The organism is Ruegeria sp. CDSA241 (assembly GCF_059611265.1).
This window is the reverse complement of record NZ_JBXWPF010000032.1, coordinates 1-16642: the sequence shown is the minus strand read 5'-3', so window position 1 is coordinate 16642 and position 16642 is coordinate 1. Positions and strand designations below refer to the sequence as shown.

The window sequence follows — 16642 nt, the reverse complement described above, 5'->3', positions numbered from 1 at the left end:
TATCAATATATTACACACCGTGCCAGAGCGGGCTTTTGCGTTGCGCCATCACAACTGAAAGCACCGTGGAAGCAAACGGGGCGAAGTTAACCACCTCAGCGAATGACATTGTGCGTCCGATACATCCGCAGAGAATGCGGGTCACACTCCATCCTTGTGACTATGAGGTCTGGTTGGATGGCTGCGCTGCGGAGGCCTTTGAACTGCTTAAACCCTATGCCTCAGATGAGATGGATATCGTCAAATCGGGCGCAGGAGAAAAGTCTGACACTAGTCTTTGAACGGCATGGTTTTTTAGCGAGTTCCGATCAATGAATGTCCGCCTACGATCGCGCCTTGGACATCCGACGATTTTTGTCAGATGACTGCACCGAGCCCTTTCTTCTGAATGCTGCGAGACGTTCGAACGTTCGGCGTTGCATTTTTGTTTGTGTGGAGCGGAGGTCAGTTCAGATCAGATTTAGAAGAGGCCCACATTCGAAGACCACCTAAAAGTTAGCCTGATATTTTGGCATCCTGCGCCGCGTCCCAACCCAAATTTGCAGACATTTCACGCGCAATAAGGGAGATCTGGGGACCAAGTTTTTCGCGGAACGCTGGCGTAAAGACCCGTACCGATCCGGTTGCACCGATGGACATCGTGGAACCTGGCCCGCTTGGCGCAAGGGGAGCTGCCACCGAACACATGCCGCGCTCAATCTCTTCCACGCATTCTGCGAAGCCGCGATTGCGAATGGTGTCAAACTCGGCTTCCAAGTCCTGCACGTTTGTCAGGGTGAATTCGGTGTAGGCGCGCAGCCGGCCTTCCATTTCGCTGGTCAAAAACAAGTCGGGTGAGAATGCAGCAACGGCCTTAGAGCAGGAACAGGCATGCAAGGGTCGTTTCCCCAAACCGGGATGGAGATAGGAGACCCCAGTGTCAGGTGTTTCAACGTGAATAATTTCCACGGATTTTCCGCGCAGACGGGACAGGAAAAATGCGGTGCCATATTGTTTAGCGGCTTGCTTTAGCGCAGGCGCAATCACCTCTAGCAGTGCACGGTCAGAGTGGTCACTTTTCGTGATCCGCTTCAGGCGGGAGCCGATTGTGAATGAGCCACGGGCAACCGGTTCCAGTAGACCCACACCAACGAGGTCCTGCACCAACCGGTAGGCAGACGGCTTAGGCAGGTCAGAATGAGCGCAAATCTCGGCCACTGTAGCCTCGCCCTTTTGTCCAACAACTTCGAGGATGAATGTCAGGCGTTCCAGATGCATATTTTTACCTTGCGAGAATCTTTTTATCGATTTACGAGAATCTTCAAATGATCGCAAGGGAGGAATGTGAAGATGGACGGAGCATGTTGTGGCCCGGGGTATGCAAGCCCTGCCGAGGCGATCAAAGCGCCGCGTGAAAAACTCTTGTACACAATTGCCATCTACACCGGCACCGGCATTCAAAAGCCGGACTACCTAGCCACCGTGGACGCCGACCCGGAAAGCCCGACCTATTCACAAGTCATCCATCGCTTAGAGATGCCCGGCATCGGGGATGAATTGCATCACATGGGCTGGAATGCCTGTTCTTCCTGCCACGACGACGCGGGCATGAGCCGTAAATACCTGCTGGTGCCAGGCGTGCGGTCCAACAATATCCATGTGATCGACACCGCGACGGACCCGTTTGCTCCGCGCCTTCATAAGGTGATTGACGGGGCCGAGATCAAGTCAAAAACCAATCTGAGCGGCCCACACACCGTGCATTGTTTGGGCTCTGAGATCATCATTTCCTTCTTAGGTGACGCACAGGGCGAAGCGCCCGGTGGTTATCTGCACCTCAACAAAGAATTCGAGATCGTTGGTCGTTGGGAAAACTCAATGGGCGATATCCCGTTTGGTTATGACTTCTGGTACCAGCCGCGCCATAACGTGATGGTCAGTTCCGAATGGGCCGCACCCAACACATTCATGCCAGGGTTTGATTTGGAAGAAGTGGGCCACCTGAAATACGGTCGCCGCCTGCACATCTGGGATTTTGAGAAAAAGGTGCCGGTCGAGACGATGTATCTCGGCGAAGACGGCCTGATCCCGCTGGAGGTAAAGTTTCTGCATGATCCTGACAGTACACATGGGTTCTGCGGTGCCGCGCTTAGCGCCAATGTCATCCATTTCTGGAAGTCCGAAGCTGGGAAATGGGAATGGGAAAAGATCATTGATGTGGAGAATGAACCGCATCCCGAATGGCCTATTCCCGTGCCCGGTGTGATGTCGGCCATCCTTGTATCGATGGACGACAAATACCTTTACCTCAATAACTGGTTGCACGGCGATATGCGCCAGTACGACATCTCTGACCCGCATAATCCTGTTTTGACCGGGCAGGTTTGGATGGGCGGGCTTTTGGGCAAAGCGCCCGAGGTCAATGGCGTCAAAGTGGCAGGCGGGCCGCAAATGTATCAGCTCTCGCTTGATGGCAAACGGCTTTATGTCACGACCTCGCTGTTCTCGACCTGGGACAACCAGTTCTATCCGGAAATTCGCACCCAGGGCGGTGTCATGCTGATGATCGACTGTGATGTCGAAAACGGCGGTATGAAAATCAACGAAGATTTCGTTGTTGATTTTGGCAAAGAGCCAAACGGACCAAGCCGCTGCCATGAAACCCGCTATCCCGGTGGCGATTGTACAAGCGACATCTGGCTGTGAGCGAAACCCGCACAATCACAATCGCCAACCGCGATGATGCGACCTATCAGGTCGACGCCCGCCGTCCGTTGCTGGACGCTTTACGCGAACAGGGAGTCGATCTGCCCTATGGCTGCAAATACGGCGGCTGCATCACCTGTGCGGCCAAACTGACAGCTGGCGAAGTGGATCAGCGCAGGCAAGTGGCGTTGAACAATCGCCAGATCAACAATGGCTATGTTCTGCTGTGTGTGGCCCGCGCGGTGAGCGATTGCATATTGGAAATCGGCGTCGAAAGCCACGACAAACTTTATCGCAACCCCTTCCTTGATCCGCTGGAGCCGCATGAGCTGAAGGCGGATATCGCGACCCCTAAGGAGGCTTAAATGCCCGAAGCTGACATCGATCACCTGTATGATTACGCGCCCGAATATCTGGCGGACATCCTGCGTTCGGTCAAAACCATTGCGATGGTGGGGGCCAGTGGCGACAAGACCAAGTTCAGCTATGGCGTGCTGCGTGTGCTGCACGAAACGGGCTATGACATGATCCCTGTCAATCCAAACCCAAAGCTGATCGAAATTCGCGGCATACCTGTCGTTCATTCGCTGGAAGAGATCGACCGGCCCGTGGATATGGTCGAGGTCTTCCGCCCGAAAGAGGAACTTTACGCGATCACCGAGAAAGCCATTGCAATCGGCGCCAAGGTGCTTTGGGGCCAAATCGGCGTTTATGATGACCGCGCGGCCGCGCTTGCCGAAGAAGCGGGGCTGAAGGTGGTGATGAACCGCTGCCCCAAGATCGAGCTGTTCCGCCCGTTCTGGAAGCCCCGTCTTGATCTCGCAATTTGACTGAGAGCGGCACAGAAACTCATGTGGCCTCTGCCTGCGCATACGGCTGTAGCGGTGCCATAAATTGGCCGCTCGACGCACTATTGGACTGGCTCAAACCAATCGAAAAAGGAAACCAAACATGGCTCAGACGATCACCAAAAGCGCGAAAGACATCGTAAAGGTGGCCACGAAAGCGGTGCCTGCGATCAGTGCCGAAGAGGCATTGGCCTTGGTAGGCTCGCTCGATCACGTTTTTGTCGATCAGCGCGATGGTACGGAATAGGCCAAAACCGGCGTCATTGAGGGTGCTGTCGCATCGTCGCGCGGCATGATGGAATTCCACATCGACCCGGAAAGTCCTGCGCACAAGCCGGAGTTCAGTCAAGATAAGACTTACGTGTTCTATTGCGCATCGGGTGGGCGTTCTGCGATGGCGGCGGTGGTGGCCATGGATATGGGACTGTCGCCCGTTGTGAACCTGACCGGAGGCGTTGGCGCCTGGAAAAAGGCCGGGGGCGCGCTGGAATAAATCATGGAACCTTCAACAAATTTCCCAAATCTCAATATGGCAGCAAAGCCTAGTGTCGAAGGGTTCTTTGATCCTGCCTGCAACACGATTTCTTATGTCGTGAAAGACCCCGCATCTAACGCCTGTGCAATAATCGACAGCGTTCTGGATATGGATTACGCCGCCGGGCGGATCACTTACGACAGTGCCGATCGCTTTGATCGACGCCATCCAGTCACAAGGCTTGTCGGTGGAGTGGATCATTGAAACCCATGTCCATGCCGATCACCTGTCTGCTGCACCCTAAATTCAGGATAGGCTGGGTGGCAAAATTGGCGTTGGTGCAAGCATCATCGAAATTCAGGACACCTTCGGCAAAATCTTCAACGAAGGCACGGAATTTCAACGCGACGGGTCGCAGTTTGATGCTTTGTTCGAGGATGGTGACACCTACACCATTGGCGAAATGACAGCCTTTGTGATTGCCACGCCGGGCCACACACCAGCCTGCATGGTGCATGTGATTGGCGACGCCGCCTTTGCCGGTGACACGCTCTTTATGCCTGACGGCGGCTCAGCCCGCGCAGACTTTCCGGGTGGTGATGCAGGGCAGCTTTACGATTCTATCCAAACCGTGCTGAGCCTGCCGGACGAGATGCGCCTGTTCATCTGCCACAACTATGGCCCCGGTGGGCGCGCCATCGCGTGGGAGACCACAATTGGCCAGCAACGTGCCGACAACATCCATGTGGGTGCTGGCAAATCGCGCGAAGATTTCATCAAGTTCCGGACGGAGCGTGACGCGCAGCTGGCGATGCCCAAACTGATCATACCGTCCCTGCAAGTGAATATGCGGGCCGGCGAAATCCCGTGCGACGAAAGCGGCGCACCTATGCTGAAAGTTCCACTCAATGGCATATGAGGGCGAAATGCAAAACGATGATTTGATCCTGCGGGCTGACATCGATGGCGTTACCGTTCTGACTCTGAACGCGCCCAAGTCGATTAATGCGTTGTCAGAGGCGATGCTACGCGCTCTGTCTGACACATTTGACGAAATCGCAGAAGATCGCAGTGTCAAAGCAGTGATCTTGCGTACCGGCGGCAATCACTTTTGCGCGGGTCATAACCTCAAAGAAATGTCGGCGCGCCGGGCGGATGCCGACGGTGGGTTTCAGTATTTCCAAGACCTGTTTGCGACGTGTTCGGCGATGATGCTTCGGGTGGTGCGCTTGCCGCAACCTGTAATCGCCGAGGTCAAAGGGATTGCCACAGCGGCGGGGTGTCAGCTTGTTGCGTCCTGTGATCTGGCGGTGGCCGCCGACAACGCAACTTTCGCAACATCGGGCGTGAATATCGGGCTATTTTGCTCAACCCCGATGGTCGCGCTTTCGCGCAATGTGCCGCGCAAGCTGGCGATGGAAATGTTGCTTTTGGGGGAATTCTTGCCCGCAGCCCGCGTCGCCGAAATGGGGTTGGTCAACCGCGTGGTGCCCTTGGCGGAACTGGAAGCGGCATCCACAGAAATGGCTTGGATCATTGCCGACAAATCGCCGTCCGCCGTCAAGATCGGCAAGCGTGCCTATTACGAACAGCTCGAAATGCCGCTGGAAGAGGCCTACGCCTTTGCCGGTCGCACGATGGCGGAAAACATGATGGCCAAAGATGCCGAGGCCGGTATCGGGGCCTTCACCCGCAAAGAACCGATGCCTGAATGGACCGGGGAATGATCTACGAGGGCCCGGAACTTGCCCGTAATGCAGCGAACCACACCGCCCTGTCACCGGTTTCGATCCTCAAACGCGTCGAGCGCGTGCACCCAAAGCAACCTACCCGCAAATGACGGCGAATGCCCATTTCACTTGGCGAACTTGACAATTTGCCCCTTTCGGCGGTCCTCCAAAACGTGGCGACTGAGGAGATGTTGGATGCCTGACAATCAGGAACAGGACACATTTGCCGCCCTCGAAAGGCGCGAATGGGCCAAGTGCGATGTGGCACAGTCCTATGCCGAGGTGTTTGCCAAGGCGGCGGACATGGTTGTCCCACACCTGGTCGCTGCGGTTTGTGCTGGACCGGACACTCGTGTGCTCGATTTGTGCTGCGGACATGGCAATGTATCCGCAGGCCTTTTCAACACAGGTGCTCGCGTAACGGGCCTTGATTTCTCACCCGCCATGCTTGAGATGGCGCGGCTGGCGGTGCCACAGGCTCAGTTCGTTGAAGGCGATGCGTTGGCCTTGAGCTTTGAAGACAATACGTTTGACGCTGTAACAATTGGCTTTGGAATGCCGCATATGCCGGACCCCCCGAAAGTGTTGGCAGAAGTTCGCCGTGTTTTGCGCGACGGCGGTCGGCTGGCGTATTCGGTGTGGTGCGGGCCCGAATTTGACACTGCGCTGGGGTATGTTTTTGGCGCCATTGAGGAACACGGGTCGCCAGAGATTGCCTTGCCACCGGGTCCCGGGGCAAATGATTATGCCGATCCGACTATAGCCTTTCCCGTACTCGCCAAGGCCGGTTTTTCAGATTGCCATCAAACCATCGTCGCGTCGAAATGGCAGGTTAGTGATCCGGGCGCACCGTTCGTTTTCTTTCTTGAAGAAACGGCCCGAGGTGGCGCCCTTTTGCGCCCTCAACCTACAACGAATTTGGCCGCAATCCGAGTGGCGGTTGTGGCCAAAGTTCTGGCAAAGCACGGTGTGGGTCCTGAATGGGACGTGCCAATTCCGTCTGTCGTGACCTCGGCGGTCGTTGCCTAGCCGACCGGAACGATGTGCTGAAATGGGCGTCGTCGCCATTCATCCAAGTGTCCGGATTGTCCCGCGTTTTGTCTGTTCACACGCGTGCCGCAAAAGTCGTTTCGTACCAGAGCGGCCCTCGGTGCAAGTCGCGGCATAGGTTTAAGGAGAGCCCAAAATGATCCAGACCGCGATAGCCAAGAATGTCATCTAAGCGCAGCTATGCCGACTTTGCTAAAGTGCATACATGGCTCACGATGGACATTCGCCAATTCAAACCGCAATTTCTCCAAAGCTTCCGTTCTCAATGTTGAGCCCAACAATCGAGGCTATGACTTATCGAGTCATTTTCAGACCAACTTCGGCAGCCACACTCCTACTTGCATCATCGTGACAAAGCCGAGAGCTGAGTATTCCCACAAATGGAAAATTGATGTTATATAGAGAAATAGGAATATTAATTCTTGAGATGTAAGTCACGGGCACCACCGGGCGATCTTGAGTTGGGAGGTCTATATGCTTCGAGTTTTTGTTTATTCTATCTCACTGGGGCTGGCATCATCGACGGTCTTTGCCGACGCTGTTCCTAGCGAAGAAGCGGCGGAAGGCTTGTTCTCAAAGCAGCCGTATTCACCATATGCGAACCGGACTTTCCCTGAGCGCCCGCTGTGGGGAGACTCGCATCTTCACACCGGACTTTCGCTGGATGCAGGTGCTTTCGGGAACACACTGTTACCTGATGAAGCTTGGCGCTTTGCAAAAGGCGAACAGGTCATTTCTTCCACGGGTCAACCAGTGAGACTGGCCCGGCCTCTGGACTGGATGGTTCTCACGGATCACACTGACCTAATGGGATTTGCCCCGGACCTTCAGGCTGGCAAGCCGGGCGTTCTTGCCGATCCAAAAGGATTGGAATGGTACGAAGGTTACAAGGCAGGTGGCGAAGATGCCGGCAAAGCGGCGTTCGACATCATCACCAACTTCTCGCAAATGACCCTGCCAGAAGTTCTTCTAGAGTCTTACAGCCCAGGTGCAGATGCATTTGCTTTTACATGGGAACAAATCGTTCTGGCTGCGGAAGAACATAACGACCCCGGCAATTTCACAGCCTTCATCGGATTCGAATGGACCTCTGTACCCAAGGGTTTCAATCTGCATCGGAACGTCATGCTGCGTGATGGGCCGATCAGGGCGCTTCAGATGGTGCCGCCGGTCACGCAACCACCCTTTGGTGATACCGACCCAAAGGCGCTCTATGCATGGCTTGAAGACTATCAAGAAAAAACCGGTGGACGAGCGGTTGCTTTCGCCCATAACGGCAACCTTTCGAACGGATGGATGTTCCCGACCGAAGACACCTATCACGGTGGCAAGGTAGACGAGGAATATGTGGCCGCCCGCGCGAAATGGGAACCCCACTATGAAGTCACGCAGATCAAGGGCGACGGTGAAGCGCACCCCTTCCTGAGTCCGGATGATGAATTCGCGGATTACGAAAACTGGGACGTCGGCAACCTCGACATAACCGAGCTGAAAACCGATGACATGCTGGCTGGCGAATACGCCCGAGAAGCTTTGAAGCGCGGTTTGTTGTTAGAAGAAAAGTTCGGCGTTAACCCATATAAGTTCGGCATGGGCGGCGCGACGGACAGCCATACGTCTCTGGCGACTGCCGAAGAAGACAACTTCTTTGGAAAATCCGTCAGTGTTGAACCTTCGGCCACGAGAATAAAGCATCCTTTCATCGCCAATGACCTTGGCGAAATTCCTGGCGACCTTCTTGTCGCATCGGGATACACGGCAGTCTGGGCGACCGATAATACTCGCGCTGCAATCTTCGATGCGTTCAAGCGACGCGAAACCTATGCAACCACCGGACCTCGGATCGGCCTGCGGTTCTTTGGCGGTTGGGGTTTCAGTGACGCGGATGTTGAAACACGCTTCCTTGCTGATGTGGGCTACACCAAAGGTGTTCCGATGGGCTCGGATCTGCGACCTCGCGAGGGTGAAGGTGCGCCCGCATTCCTGATCGCTGCACTACGCGACCCGGTTGGTGCCAATCTGGATCGCGTGCAGGTGGTAAAGGGTTGGCTGGATTCTGAAGGGGCCTTGCAGGAAAAGGTTTACGATGTGGCGTGGTCGGACAACCGTGTTGCTGACCAAAACGGCAAGATCCCTGCGGTTGGAAACACAGTAGATGTTGAAACCGCCAGTTGGACCAACACGATTGGAACTGCCGAACTTGTAACCGTTTGGTCTGATCCTGAATTCGATCCAAATGCACGCGCATTTTATTACGTACGTGCGATCGAAATTCCAACACCGCGTTGGATCCTTTACGATAAGCTGAGATTTGGCGCCGAATTGCCCGAAGACGCGGTGCTCACACATCAGGAACGCGCTTACTCTTCCCCGATTTGGTATACACCGGCAGAGTAACACTGCCGATCACGGCGTTGGCAACCGAGGTAGAAGCCTTTACCTCGGCCCATTCACCAGACGATTGATTTGTGCGTAGCGTTGATTTTCTTGCAATGCTCAATCGACTGATGTCAGCATCGATACGTAAAACCGGAGCGCGTTTCATGCAGGAGCCTTCATGCGAATATTGAAAGAACCCCTGTTCCATTTCTTCCTGATTGGAGCAGCTATTTTCATTTGGTTCCAAATAGTTGCGCCGGAAAACGAGACTGTCGAAGATTTTGTGACAATAACAATCGACGAAAACGATATCGCGCTTTTGTCTGATCAGTTTGAAGCACGGTGGAAACGGCGCCCAAGCGGTGCCGAGCTGCAAGCTTTGACTGATGCAACAATTCGCGAAGAGGTACTGGTCAGAGAAGCCAGAAAGCTTGGCCTTGATCGCGGAGACTCTGTGATCCGGTCTCGTCTCAGTCAAAAAATGGATTTCCTGACCGAAGCGATCGCCACGTCTGTTGTTCCGGAAGACGAAGATTTAGAGGCCTTTTTGCAAAACAACTCGGAGCGCTATGCGACGCCCAGCAAGCTGGCCTTCATTCAGGTCTTTATTGGTGAGGAGCCAAACAAAGCTGAAATCGAGGGGGTCTTGGCCGCCCTGCGCGCGGGAGATGAGGTTTCCGACCTGGGCGCCTCGACACTGCTGCCCGCATCTATGCCCTTGACTGCGACCAGAGTGATAGACTCGGTCTTTGGATCTGGCTTTTCCAAGGGTCTTACAACATTGGATAAAGGTCAGTGGGCTGGCCCGATCCAGTCGGGTTACGGGGTCCATCTGGTTCAGGTGCAAGACATCGAACCTAGTCAAATACCCCCATTGTCAGAAATTCACGATGCCGTGCTGCGGGATTGGCGTCGCGTGATGAGCGAAGATCTGGCGCAAGCGCAATATGAGATTCTTGCTGCCAACTATGAGATCATAGTGCCCGCTCTCTCAGGTCAAACCAAATGAAAGCTGTATTTGGCCTACTGTTTGCCTTGCTGATTGCGTGGGTTGCAGGAAATGCCTCGGCGCATGCGCTTGATCCGGGGTACTTGGAAATTCGCCAAATCACATCGGACACCTGGAGCGTTCATTGGCGAAAACCCGATGTGAATGGTCAACCCATGGCGATTGATGTCATGGCGCCGGATGGTTGCACCCCGGCGCGCGGCCCTACCCCAATTTCCGATGGCAGAGCATGGGTTTCTTCCTGGGTTATCGAGTGCCGCGGGGATATTGCGGGCCAACCCATCCAGATAGAAGGTCTGGAGGTTCAAAAGAACGACGTATTGGTCCGAGTGCAGCCCCTGCAGGCTGAGCCCACGACGCTTCGGTTCACACCAGAGACAGCCGTTCAGAACATACCTTCTGAACAGACCACATGGTCTGTTTTCACCGCGTATTTCCAGTTGGGTTTTGAACACATACTGGAAGGTTGGGATCATCTGCTGTTTGTCTTCGCGTTGTTTGTTCTGGTCCGCGATCCGTGGAGACTGGTGGGAGCAGTCACAGCATTCACACTGGCGCATTCAATAACACTGGCATTGGCAACGCTTGGTTTTCTGAATGTCCCTGGTCCGCCGGTCGAGGCCATCATTGCGCTTTCTATTGTTTTTCTGGCGATGGAAATTGTTAAGGTTGGAGACGGGCGTTTCCGACTTTCAAAGCAGAAGCCCTGGGTCGTTTGTTTCGGGTTTGGGCTTTTGCATGGCCTTGGTTTTGCAGGCGCTTTGGCCGATATCGGACTACCCTCAAACGATATTCCTGCAGCCTTGCTTGCCTTCAACCTGGGCGTCGAGGCCGGCCAGTTGAGTTTTGTCGGGGCCTTGGCACTTCTTGTCGCGATCTGGCGATTGATGGCACGTCCAGTTAGCCAAAGGGCGACTGTGATTACAGCCTATGGCATCGGGTCGGTATCGATGTACTGGCTCATAGAACGCATAAGTGGGTTCTGAAGCGCTTTGCCTTGGTGTTGGTTCAGGTGGTAGAACGGCTCAAAGGATAACTCGATTGCAAAGCGCGCAATTCGACCGGGTGCAGGTGCAACCGCGCAGAATGCGCCTGCGCACAAAAGCCCACTTCGTCGTATGCCCAACGTTTGTTGTCTAGCCCCCATGTTCTGGGCCATTTCGGACTAGAGTTTCGGGGACTGGTGGGCGCATGTTGAGGGCCTGATGGGGTCGGGTGTGGTTGTATTGCCTGAGCCAGCAATTGATCACGATCTGTGCCTGCTTGGTCGTTGTGAACCATTCGGAATTGAGAACCTCGCGGCGGAGCGTTCCATTGAACCTCTCGTTGTATCCGTTCTCCCAGGGAGAGCCCCGGGTAGATCCGGATCGGGTTCACACCGACCTTCTCGAGCCAACTCTGGGTTGCTCGTGAAGAGAACTCTGGGCCGTTATCGCTTCGAACGAAATCAGGCTTTCCGTGGCGCAGGAACAGCCCGTAGAGAACCTCCAGCACATCTTCAGAACCCATGCGGGTCCGAACTTCCACTGCAAGCGCCTGGCGGGTGTATTCATCCAGAACCGTGAGCATCTTGTAGCTCCGCCCATTGCTCAGCTTGTCGTGAACGAAATCGACGCTCCAGACATGGTTGGGATGCGTCGGTCGGAGCCGAATGATCGAACTGTCCTTGTGGTACAGGCGACGCTTCTTCTTGTGCCGCTGCGGGAGTTGCAGACCTTCCTCCCGCCACAGCCGTTCTACCTTCTTGTGATTGACACGCCAGCCCTCAACCCGAAGCAGCTGCGCCACCTTACGGTAGCCATACCGGCCATAGCTCTTGGCCAGACGGATCATGGCCAGTCGAAGAGCATCATCGTTCTTCTCTACGGCCTGGTATTGCATGGAGCTGCGTGCAAGGCCGACCACCTTGCAGGTGCGACGCTCTGATGTGCCATGCTTCTGGCGAGCATGAATGACGGCCTGACGAAGTTGGCTCGTCGTCAGGCCCTCGGTTTTAGGTAGTTCAGACTTTCTTTGAGGATCAGCTTGTCCAGTTCCAGTTCGGCCACGATCTTCTTCAGCCGGGCATTTTCTTTCTCCAGGCTGCGCAACTCCGACAGTTGCGACTTGCCCATGCCACCGAACCGACGCCGCCAATTGTAGTAGGTCGCATCGCTGACACCAACACCACGACAGGCTGTCCGAACATCGTCGCCATCTGCCAGCTTCAGTTCAATCTCACGCAGCAGCTTCAGAATGTCTTCGTCCGAGTATCGCTTCCGAGCCATCTCTTGTTCCCCCTTCTCGGCCAAAGTAGTGGCCCAATTCTAGGGGGCAAAGACAATGCAGGGCAGCGTGTGGCGGGAAGACGGTTTGCTTTACGTTCGCGCAAGTCTGATCCGCGCCGCTGATGCACAGGTTTTGTGGAGTGAGCGTTTCATAGAAGGTACCCAAGGCCTCAGCATCACCGGCATTCAGGAAAAAATTGCGTCACAATTCGCATCTCGCATCGGGCAACAGCACGGCTATGTGCTACGCGACGTGCGCGGAACGCGGCTCGATAATCCGAACGATCACAGTTTGCGGGGCTTTTCCTGTGTGGCGAGTGCGCAGATTTACCGGCGCACCTACCACCGCGATGAGTATCCGGCAGTACGGGAATGTCTGGAAGCGACTGTTCTCGAAGACCCTGACTATGCCCGCGCCTGGGCCATGCTTGCATATGTTCGCAACGATGCAGCCCGTTTCGGACATGAGACCGACCTGTCGAGAGAGGCGGCATTTGATCTGGCGCGCGACGCCGCGACTCGCGCGCTCGATCTGGACCCGCAAGATACCGACGCACTCCAGGCGATGTCGCATGTTGAGCAATACGCTGGCGATATGGAGCGTTCGATAGACTATGTGCGAAAAGCGGTAGAGGTGAACCCGAACGATCCGGCAGCGGTCGCCAACCTTGCCATCCGATACGCGATCGCCGGCCGTTTTTCAGAGGCAGCACCAACCATGCGCCGGGCCATCGATGCGTCGGTCGCGCCGCCGCCATTTTACTATCACGTGCTAACCGCTGACAGTTTGCTCAAAAAGGACTGGCCAGAAATGCTCGCAAACGCAGACAGGGCTGCCATCGATGGGTGGTCGTTCGGTCAGGCGATGCTTGCCATCGCGCACAACCAGCTTGCTAACACCGAGGCCTCTAAAGCAGCTTTTGATGCAATGGCTGAACTCGACCCGCTGCTTGCCAACGACCCGAGGTCTTGGCTCCAAGGGCACAACATGCACCCAACTGTGGTCGACGCCGTTTATGAGGGTCTTGCCGAAACACGCGCAGCGTTGTCGAAGTGAAAAGCAGGGCGGTTGACCATTGTTTTCGATATCCAATTTCGACAGAATTGCGAAGTGGACAACTTCCCTCGCGATTTATTCGTCTTGAGACCGGAAAATTATTGCAATCAGTTGCTGGCAAATAGCATTTTATAGATCAATTTCGGCAGTCGACCTCGTCCGCAACTCGGTCATAGGCCTTTCCGACATCGTTGCGGCCACGACCAACGGCCGCATGTTAGGTGCGATGCAGTGCGTGTCTAATGCGCTCGTTTTGCTGAATGAGCGAAGGTCGCGATTTCAATTCGGCTGCTTTGGGCTCAATGCGGTCATACAAGTGTATTGAGAGGAACGTCTTCTTTCAAAAAGAATACGCTTTCATCACGCATTTTATCTGCGTTCGACAACGGCGTTTGCGCCCTCCCGCAACCAAATACAACAGAACCGCCCGTCGGATCTACAAACAGCCCACCGGACTGTTTGCTGCACGATCTCACCTCGTCAGGACCATGTCCTGAAGGCCAAAGGTTCAAACCCTACTCCAAAAATCAGCTTTAGAACGAAAATTACAAATGCTTACACGCCGATCAACGCCAAACATTCCGCAAAAAATAATGCCTATATCCCTCCGTCAGAGCCTAAAACATCGCCTGTGACATTGGAACAAACGCCTCTTTTATGGCTTTGAAATCAGACTATCGCATGAATCGGACCTTTCTCGACGGATTCAGGCATTACTCTCCAATTCGACATCTCTGACGCTATATCAACCTTGATGCCCGCCAAGCTTAGCGCGCGCTCAAGCATCAGGCCCAAGCAGCAATACTTGGATATCTGCAACATTGGTCCCGGTCGCACCAGTCATCAGAAGATCACCCGATAGCCCCAATGCCCGGTGACTGTCGTTGTTTGCTAACAGCGTGGACGGATTTTGCCCCGCATCGCGGATACGGTCGAATGTTCCCACATCCACAATCGCACCCGCTGCGGGGGTCGGACCATCACGGCCATCTGTTCCACCGCTGAGGAAAATCCAGTTGCCGGGAATAGCTTCCCCTTGCGCCAGTTGGGCGACGCGCAGCGCTAGTTCCTGATTGCGCCCACCAAGACCTGCACCCTGCAGCCGGACGGTTGTCTCCCCTCCGAAAAGCAGAGCGACCGGGCGGTCGGAAGCCACAGAACGGGCCGCTTGCAGAATCTGACGTGCAGCGTCGGACACGTCTCCTGTCAGTGCTTTGGAGGCAATTTCAGCCCGACAAAACTGCGCCGCACAGCGATGCGCAGCCTCAAGGCTTATCGTGTTCGACCCGATCAGATGATTTGTCGCTTCAACTGCTATCGTCTGTTCAGGAACGCTGTGTTCTAGATGGTCCCGCACGGATTGGGGAAGACGCTTCCAGATGCCAGCCCCAATGCAGATCCTGCGGGCATCGGCTTGGGTTCCGATGGGTGGAGAAGTGGGGCCGCTGGCAACGGCACGCAGGTCATCTCCGATCACATCCGACAGAATATAGGCTGTGACCGGTGCAGGTGAACCGTGTCGCAGAAACCCTCCGCCCTTGAGCTGGCTCAGATGCTGGCGCACCAGGTTCATGTGCACGATGTCCAATCCGGAAGACAACAAGAGCTCGTTGACCACAATCTTATCCGATAGGGACAATCCGTCCACAGGCGCCGGAACAAGGGCCGATCCCCCGCCAGAGATCAGCGCTATGATCTGATCTTGCTCGCGTGCTGCGCTGAGCAGATCAATGATCTGCCGACCGGCTTTGAGGCCCCGTTCGTCCGGAACGGGGTGTGCACTGTTCAACACAGTTGCACCGGGTACGACCGCTTGGTTTTCGGAATGGGTCACGGCCAGAGCGACATGATCACCCTGAACGTTTTGCAAGGCTTCCGCCATCATGGCTGGGGCCGCTTTGCCAATCGCGATCAGGATGCTGCGCCCACCCTGTTTGGGCGCAGGCAATGGGGCTGATTGCAGCCGTCTGCTCAGGGATACCGCCGGATCTGCCGCAGCTATGGCTTCGGCAAATATGTTGGCGGCACAATCGCGTTGAGACATGGACGATTGTAAAGTCATGAGGCGATCATGCTGCTGCGATTTGACGGGCCTTTTCAACCATAACTTCAGCTTGACGGATCGAAGCATAGTCGATCAGGCGGCCATCCAACGAAACCGCTCCCTTTCCCGCTGCTTCGGCTTCGGCCATTGCTTCGAGAATGCGTTGTGCCTTGGTGACTTCGGCGTCGCCCGGCGACATAACATCGTTTGCCAGTGAAATCTGGCTGGGATGGATGGCCCATTTGCCCTCGCAGCCTAATACTGCCGCGCGCTTTGCGGCGGCTTTGTAGCCGTCCGGGTCTTGGAAGTCTCCAAAAGGGCCGTCGATCGGGCGCAAACCATTGGCGCGGGCAGCCACAACCATGCGGGCAAGCGCATAGTGCCACATATCTCCCCAATGGGTCAGGCGTCCTCCGTCCGTATCGGCGTCAGTCAGAACGGAATAATCCGGGTTAACACCGCCGATAATAGTCGTCCGCGCGCGGGTCGAGGCGGCATAGTCGGCTACGCCGAAATGCAGGCTTTCGTTACGTTTCGACGCCGCCGCGATCTCACTGACGTTCTGCATCCCCAACGCAGTTTCGATGATATGCTCGAATCCGATGCGCTTTTTGTACCCCTTTGCATCCTCGATTTGCGTGACCATCATGTCGACGGCATAGACATCTGCCGCGGTGCCGACCTTGGGGATCATGATCAGATCAAGTCGTTCGCCAGCCTGTTCAACCACATCCACCACATCGCGGTACATGTAATGCGTGTCGAGCCCGTTGATGCGTACCGACATGGTCTTGCTGCCCCAGTCGATGTCGTTCAGAGCCTCAATGATGTTTTTGCGGGCCTGTTCTTTCTCGTCCGGCGCGACGGCGTCCTCCAGATCAAGGAAGATGACATCCACGTCCGATTGTGCGGCCTTTTCGAACATTCCGGGTTGGCTGCCAGGCACGGCGAGTTCGCTACGGTTTAGGCGGGCAGGAGCCTGTTCGATGGAATGAAAGCTCATGGGTTGGTGTCCTTCAGTTTACAAGTTTGGATAGATAGGGAATCTGGCGCAGAGGTTTGCGACTTCGGCTTTGACTTTGGCCTCGACCTCACCGT

General features: G+C 55.2%; 17 protein-coding genes and 1 pseudogene. 13 read left to right on the top strand and 5 right to left on the bottom strand.

All coding sequences use genetic code 11. The features are described from left to right. Positions 1-35 precede the first annotated feature (35 nt). A complete protein-coding gene (locus AC2FJV_RS19845; RefSeq protein ID WP_342782040.1) occupies positions 36-281 on the top strand; it encodes an SOS response-associated peptidase family protein in 246 nt (81 codons plus the stop codon). A gap of 214 nt (positions 282-495) precedes the next feature. Here AC2FJV_RS19845 and AC2FJV_RS19840 read toward each other — a convergent pair whose 3' ends face one another. Beyond that, complete coding sequence (locus AC2FJV_RS19840) at positions 496-1257, bottom strand: IclR family transcriptional regulator (RefSeq protein ID WP_142640393.1); 762 nt, start codon at positions 1255-1257, stop codon at positions 496-498. Positions 1258-1329: 72 nt separating this feature from the next. Here AC2FJV_RS19840 and AC2FJV_RS19835 point away from each other — a divergent pair, with 72 nt between their 5' ends. The 11 genes and pseudogenes from AC2FJV_RS19835 to AC2FJV_RS19785 all read left to right on the top strand — a co-directional run bounded on the left by AC2FJV_RS19835 (position 1330) and on the right by AC2FJV_RS19785 (position 11162). Continuing rightward, complete coding sequence (locus AC2FJV_RS19835) at positions 1330-2685, top strand: selenium-binding family protein (RefSeq protein WP_281996139.1); 1356 nt, start codon at positions 1330-1332, stop codon at positions 2683-2685. After that, positions 2682-3050, top strand: coding sequence for a 2Fe-2S iron-sulfur cluster-binding protein (locus tag AC2FJV_RS19830; protein ID WP_142640391.1), 369 nt, complete (start codon positions 2682-2684; stop codon positions 3048-3050). Before AC2FJV_RS19835 ends, AC2FJV_RS19830 begins: the two co-directional genes overlap by 4 nt. Next, a complete protein-coding gene (locus AC2FJV_RS19825; RefSeq protein WP_142640390.1) occupies positions 3051-3515 on the top strand; it encodes a CoA-binding protein in 465 nt (154 codons plus the stop codon). Between the two features lie 121 nt (positions 3516-3636). Continuing rightward, positions 3637-3780 (top strand): hypothetical protein, encoded by a 144-nt coding sequence (locus AC2FJV_RS19820; RefSeq protein ID WP_334223335.1) that lies wholly within the window; start codon positions 3637-3639, stop codon positions 3778-3780. 48 nt (positions 3781-3828) lie between these two features. Beyond that, positions 3829-4026, top strand: a complete 198-nt coding sequence (locus AC2FJV_RS19815; RefSeq protein ID WP_496714455.1) for a rhodanese-like domain-containing protein — start codon at positions 3829-3831, stop codon at positions 4024-4026. 3 nt (positions 4027-4029) lie between these two features. After that, positions 4030-4927: pseudogene (locus AC2FJV_RS19810) on the top strand (MBL fold metallo-hydrolase). A gap of 7 nt (positions 4928-4934) precedes the next feature. Further along, positions 4935-5735: an enoyl-CoA hydratase gene (locus AC2FJV_RS19805; protein WP_246097366.1), complete on the top strand. Its 801-nt coding sequence runs from the start codon at positions 4935-4937 to the stop codon at positions 5733-5735. Between the two features lie 198 nt (positions 5736-5933). After that, complete coding sequence (locus AC2FJV_RS19800) at positions 5934-6767, top strand: class I SAM-dependent methyltransferase (RefSeq protein WP_496714454.1); 834 nt, start codon at positions 5934-5936, stop codon at positions 6765-6767. 495 nt (positions 6768-7262) lie between these two features. Beyond that, positions 7263-9185, top strand: coding sequence for a DUF3604 domain-containing protein (locus AC2FJV_RS19795; RefSeq protein ID WP_496714453.1), 1923 nt, complete (start codon positions 7263-7265; stop codon positions 9183-9185). Between the two features lie 160 nt (positions 9186-9345). Next, on the top strand, positions 9346-10176 hold the full coding sequence (locus AC2FJV_RS19790; RefSeq protein ID WP_271952694.1) for a peptidyl-prolyl cis-trans isomerase: 831 nt from the start codon (positions 9346-9348) through the stop codon (positions 10174-10176). After that, a complete protein-coding gene (locus AC2FJV_RS19785) occupies positions 10173-11162 on the top strand; it encodes a HupE/UreJ family protein (RefSeq protein ID WP_142640385.1) in 990 nt (329 codons plus the stop codon). The genes AC2FJV_RS19790 and AC2FJV_RS19785 overlap by 4 nt, the downstream gene beginning before the upstream one ends. A 22-nt stretch (positions 11163-11184) precedes the next feature. On the opposite strand, the gene AC2FJV_RS19780 is transcribed toward AC2FJV_RS19785, so the two are convergent. Together AC2FJV_RS19780 and AC2FJV_RS19775 are read right to left on the bottom strand one after the other, a co-directional pair. Next, on the bottom strand, positions 11185-12129 hold the full coding sequence (locus AC2FJV_RS19780) for an IS3 family transposase (protein WP_496714456.1): 945 nt from the start codon (positions 12127-12129) through the stop codon (positions 11185-11187). A gap of 26 nt (positions 12130-12155) precedes the next feature. Then, positions 12156-12443: a transposase gene (locus tag AC2FJV_RS19775; protein ID WP_171127984.1), complete on the bottom strand. Its 288-nt coding sequence runs from the start codon at positions 12441-12443 to the stop codon at positions 12156-12158. Positions 12444-12498: 55 nt separating this feature from the next. Here AC2FJV_RS19775 and AC2FJV_RS19770 point away from each other — a divergent pair, with 55 nt between their 5' ends. Beyond that, on the top strand, positions 12499-13500 hold the full coding sequence (locus AC2FJV_RS19770; RefSeq protein WP_496694677.1) for a hypothetical protein: 1002 nt from the start codon (positions 12499-12501) through the stop codon (positions 13498-13500). A gap of 778 nt (positions 13501-14278) precedes the next feature. Here the strand turns inward: AC2FJV_RS19770 and AC2FJV_RS19765 are convergent. Both AC2FJV_RS19765 and AC2FJV_RS19760 read right to left on the bottom strand, forming a co-directional pair. Further along, entirely contained in the window at positions 14279-15562 is a 1284-nt protein-coding gene (locus tag AC2FJV_RS19765; RefSeq protein ID WP_281973992.1) for a glycerate kinase type-2 family protein, read from the bottom strand. 7 nt (positions 15563-15569) lie between these two features. Further along, positions 15570-16547 carry an HpcH/HpaI aldolase/citrate lyase family protein gene (locus AC2FJV_RS19760; protein ID WP_142640422.1) on the bottom strand — a complete coding sequence of 326 codons (978 nt, stop codon included), beginning with the start codon at positions 16545-16547 and terminating at the stop codon, positions 15570-15572. Positions 16548-16642 lie beyond the last annotated feature (95 nt).

What these genes read in the sequence shown, in the direction of transcription:
- AC2FJV_RS19770 (WP_496694677.1), top strand. Translation starts at nt 12,499, where the DNA reads ATGCAGGGCAGCGTGTGGCGGGAAGACGGTTTGCTTTACGTTCGCGCA.
- AC2FJV_RS19795 (WP_496714453.1), top strand. Translation starts at nt 7,263, where the DNA reads ATGCTTCGAGTTTTTGTTTATTCTATCTCACTGGGGCTGGCATCATCG.
- AC2FJV_RS19840 (WP_142640393.1), bottom strand. Translation starts at nt 1,257, where the DNA reads ATGCATCTGGAACGCCTGACATTCATCCTCGAAGTTGTTGGACAAAAG.
- AC2FJV_RS19760 (WP_142640422.1), bottom strand. Translation starts at nt 16,547, where the DNA reads ATGAGCTTTCATTCCATCGAACAGGCTCCTGCCCGCCTAAACCGTAGC.
- AC2FJV_RS19805 (WP_246097366.1), top strand. Translation starts at nt 4,935, where the DNA reads ATGCAAAACGATGATTTGATCCTGCGGGCTGACATCGATGGCGTTACC.
- AC2FJV_RS19775 (WP_171127984.1), bottom strand. Translation starts at nt 12,443, where the DNA reads ATGGCTCGGAAGCGATACTCGGACGAAGACATTCTGAAGCTGCTGCGT.
- AC2FJV_RS19815 (WP_496714455.1), top strand. Translation starts at nt 3,829, where the DNA reads ATGGAATTCCACATCGACCCGGAAAGTCCTGCGCACAAGCCGGAGTTC.
- AC2FJV_RS19820 (WP_334223335.1), top strand. Translation starts at nt 3,637, where the DNA reads ATGGCTCAGACGATCACCAAAAGCGCGAAAGACATCGTAAAGGTGGCC.
- AC2FJV_RS19785 (WP_142640385.1), top strand. Translation starts at nt 10,173, where the DNA reads ATGAAAGCTGTATTTGGCCTACTGTTTGCCTTGCTGATTGCGTGGGTT.
- AC2FJV_RS19825 (WP_142640390.1), top strand. Translation starts at nt 3,051, where the DNA reads ATGCCCGAAGCTGACATCGATCACCTGTATGATTACGCGCCCGAATAT.
- AC2FJV_RS19835 (WP_281996139.1), top strand. Translation starts at nt 1,330, where the DNA reads ATGGACGGAGCATGTTGTGGCCCGGGGTATGCAAGCCCTGCCGAGGCG.
- AC2FJV_RS19790 (WP_271952694.1), top strand. Translation starts at nt 9,346, where the DNA reads ATGCGAATATTGAAAGAACCCCTGTTCCATTTCTTCCTGATTGGAGCA.
- AC2FJV_RS19765 (WP_281973992.1), bottom strand. Translation starts at nt 15,562, where the DNA reads ATGACTTTACAATCGTCCATGTCTCAACGCGATTGTGCCGCCAACATA.
- AC2FJV_RS19800 (WP_496714454.1), top strand. Translation starts at nt 5,934, where the DNA reads ATGCCTGACAATCAGGAACAGGACACATTTGCCGCCCTCGAAAGGCGC.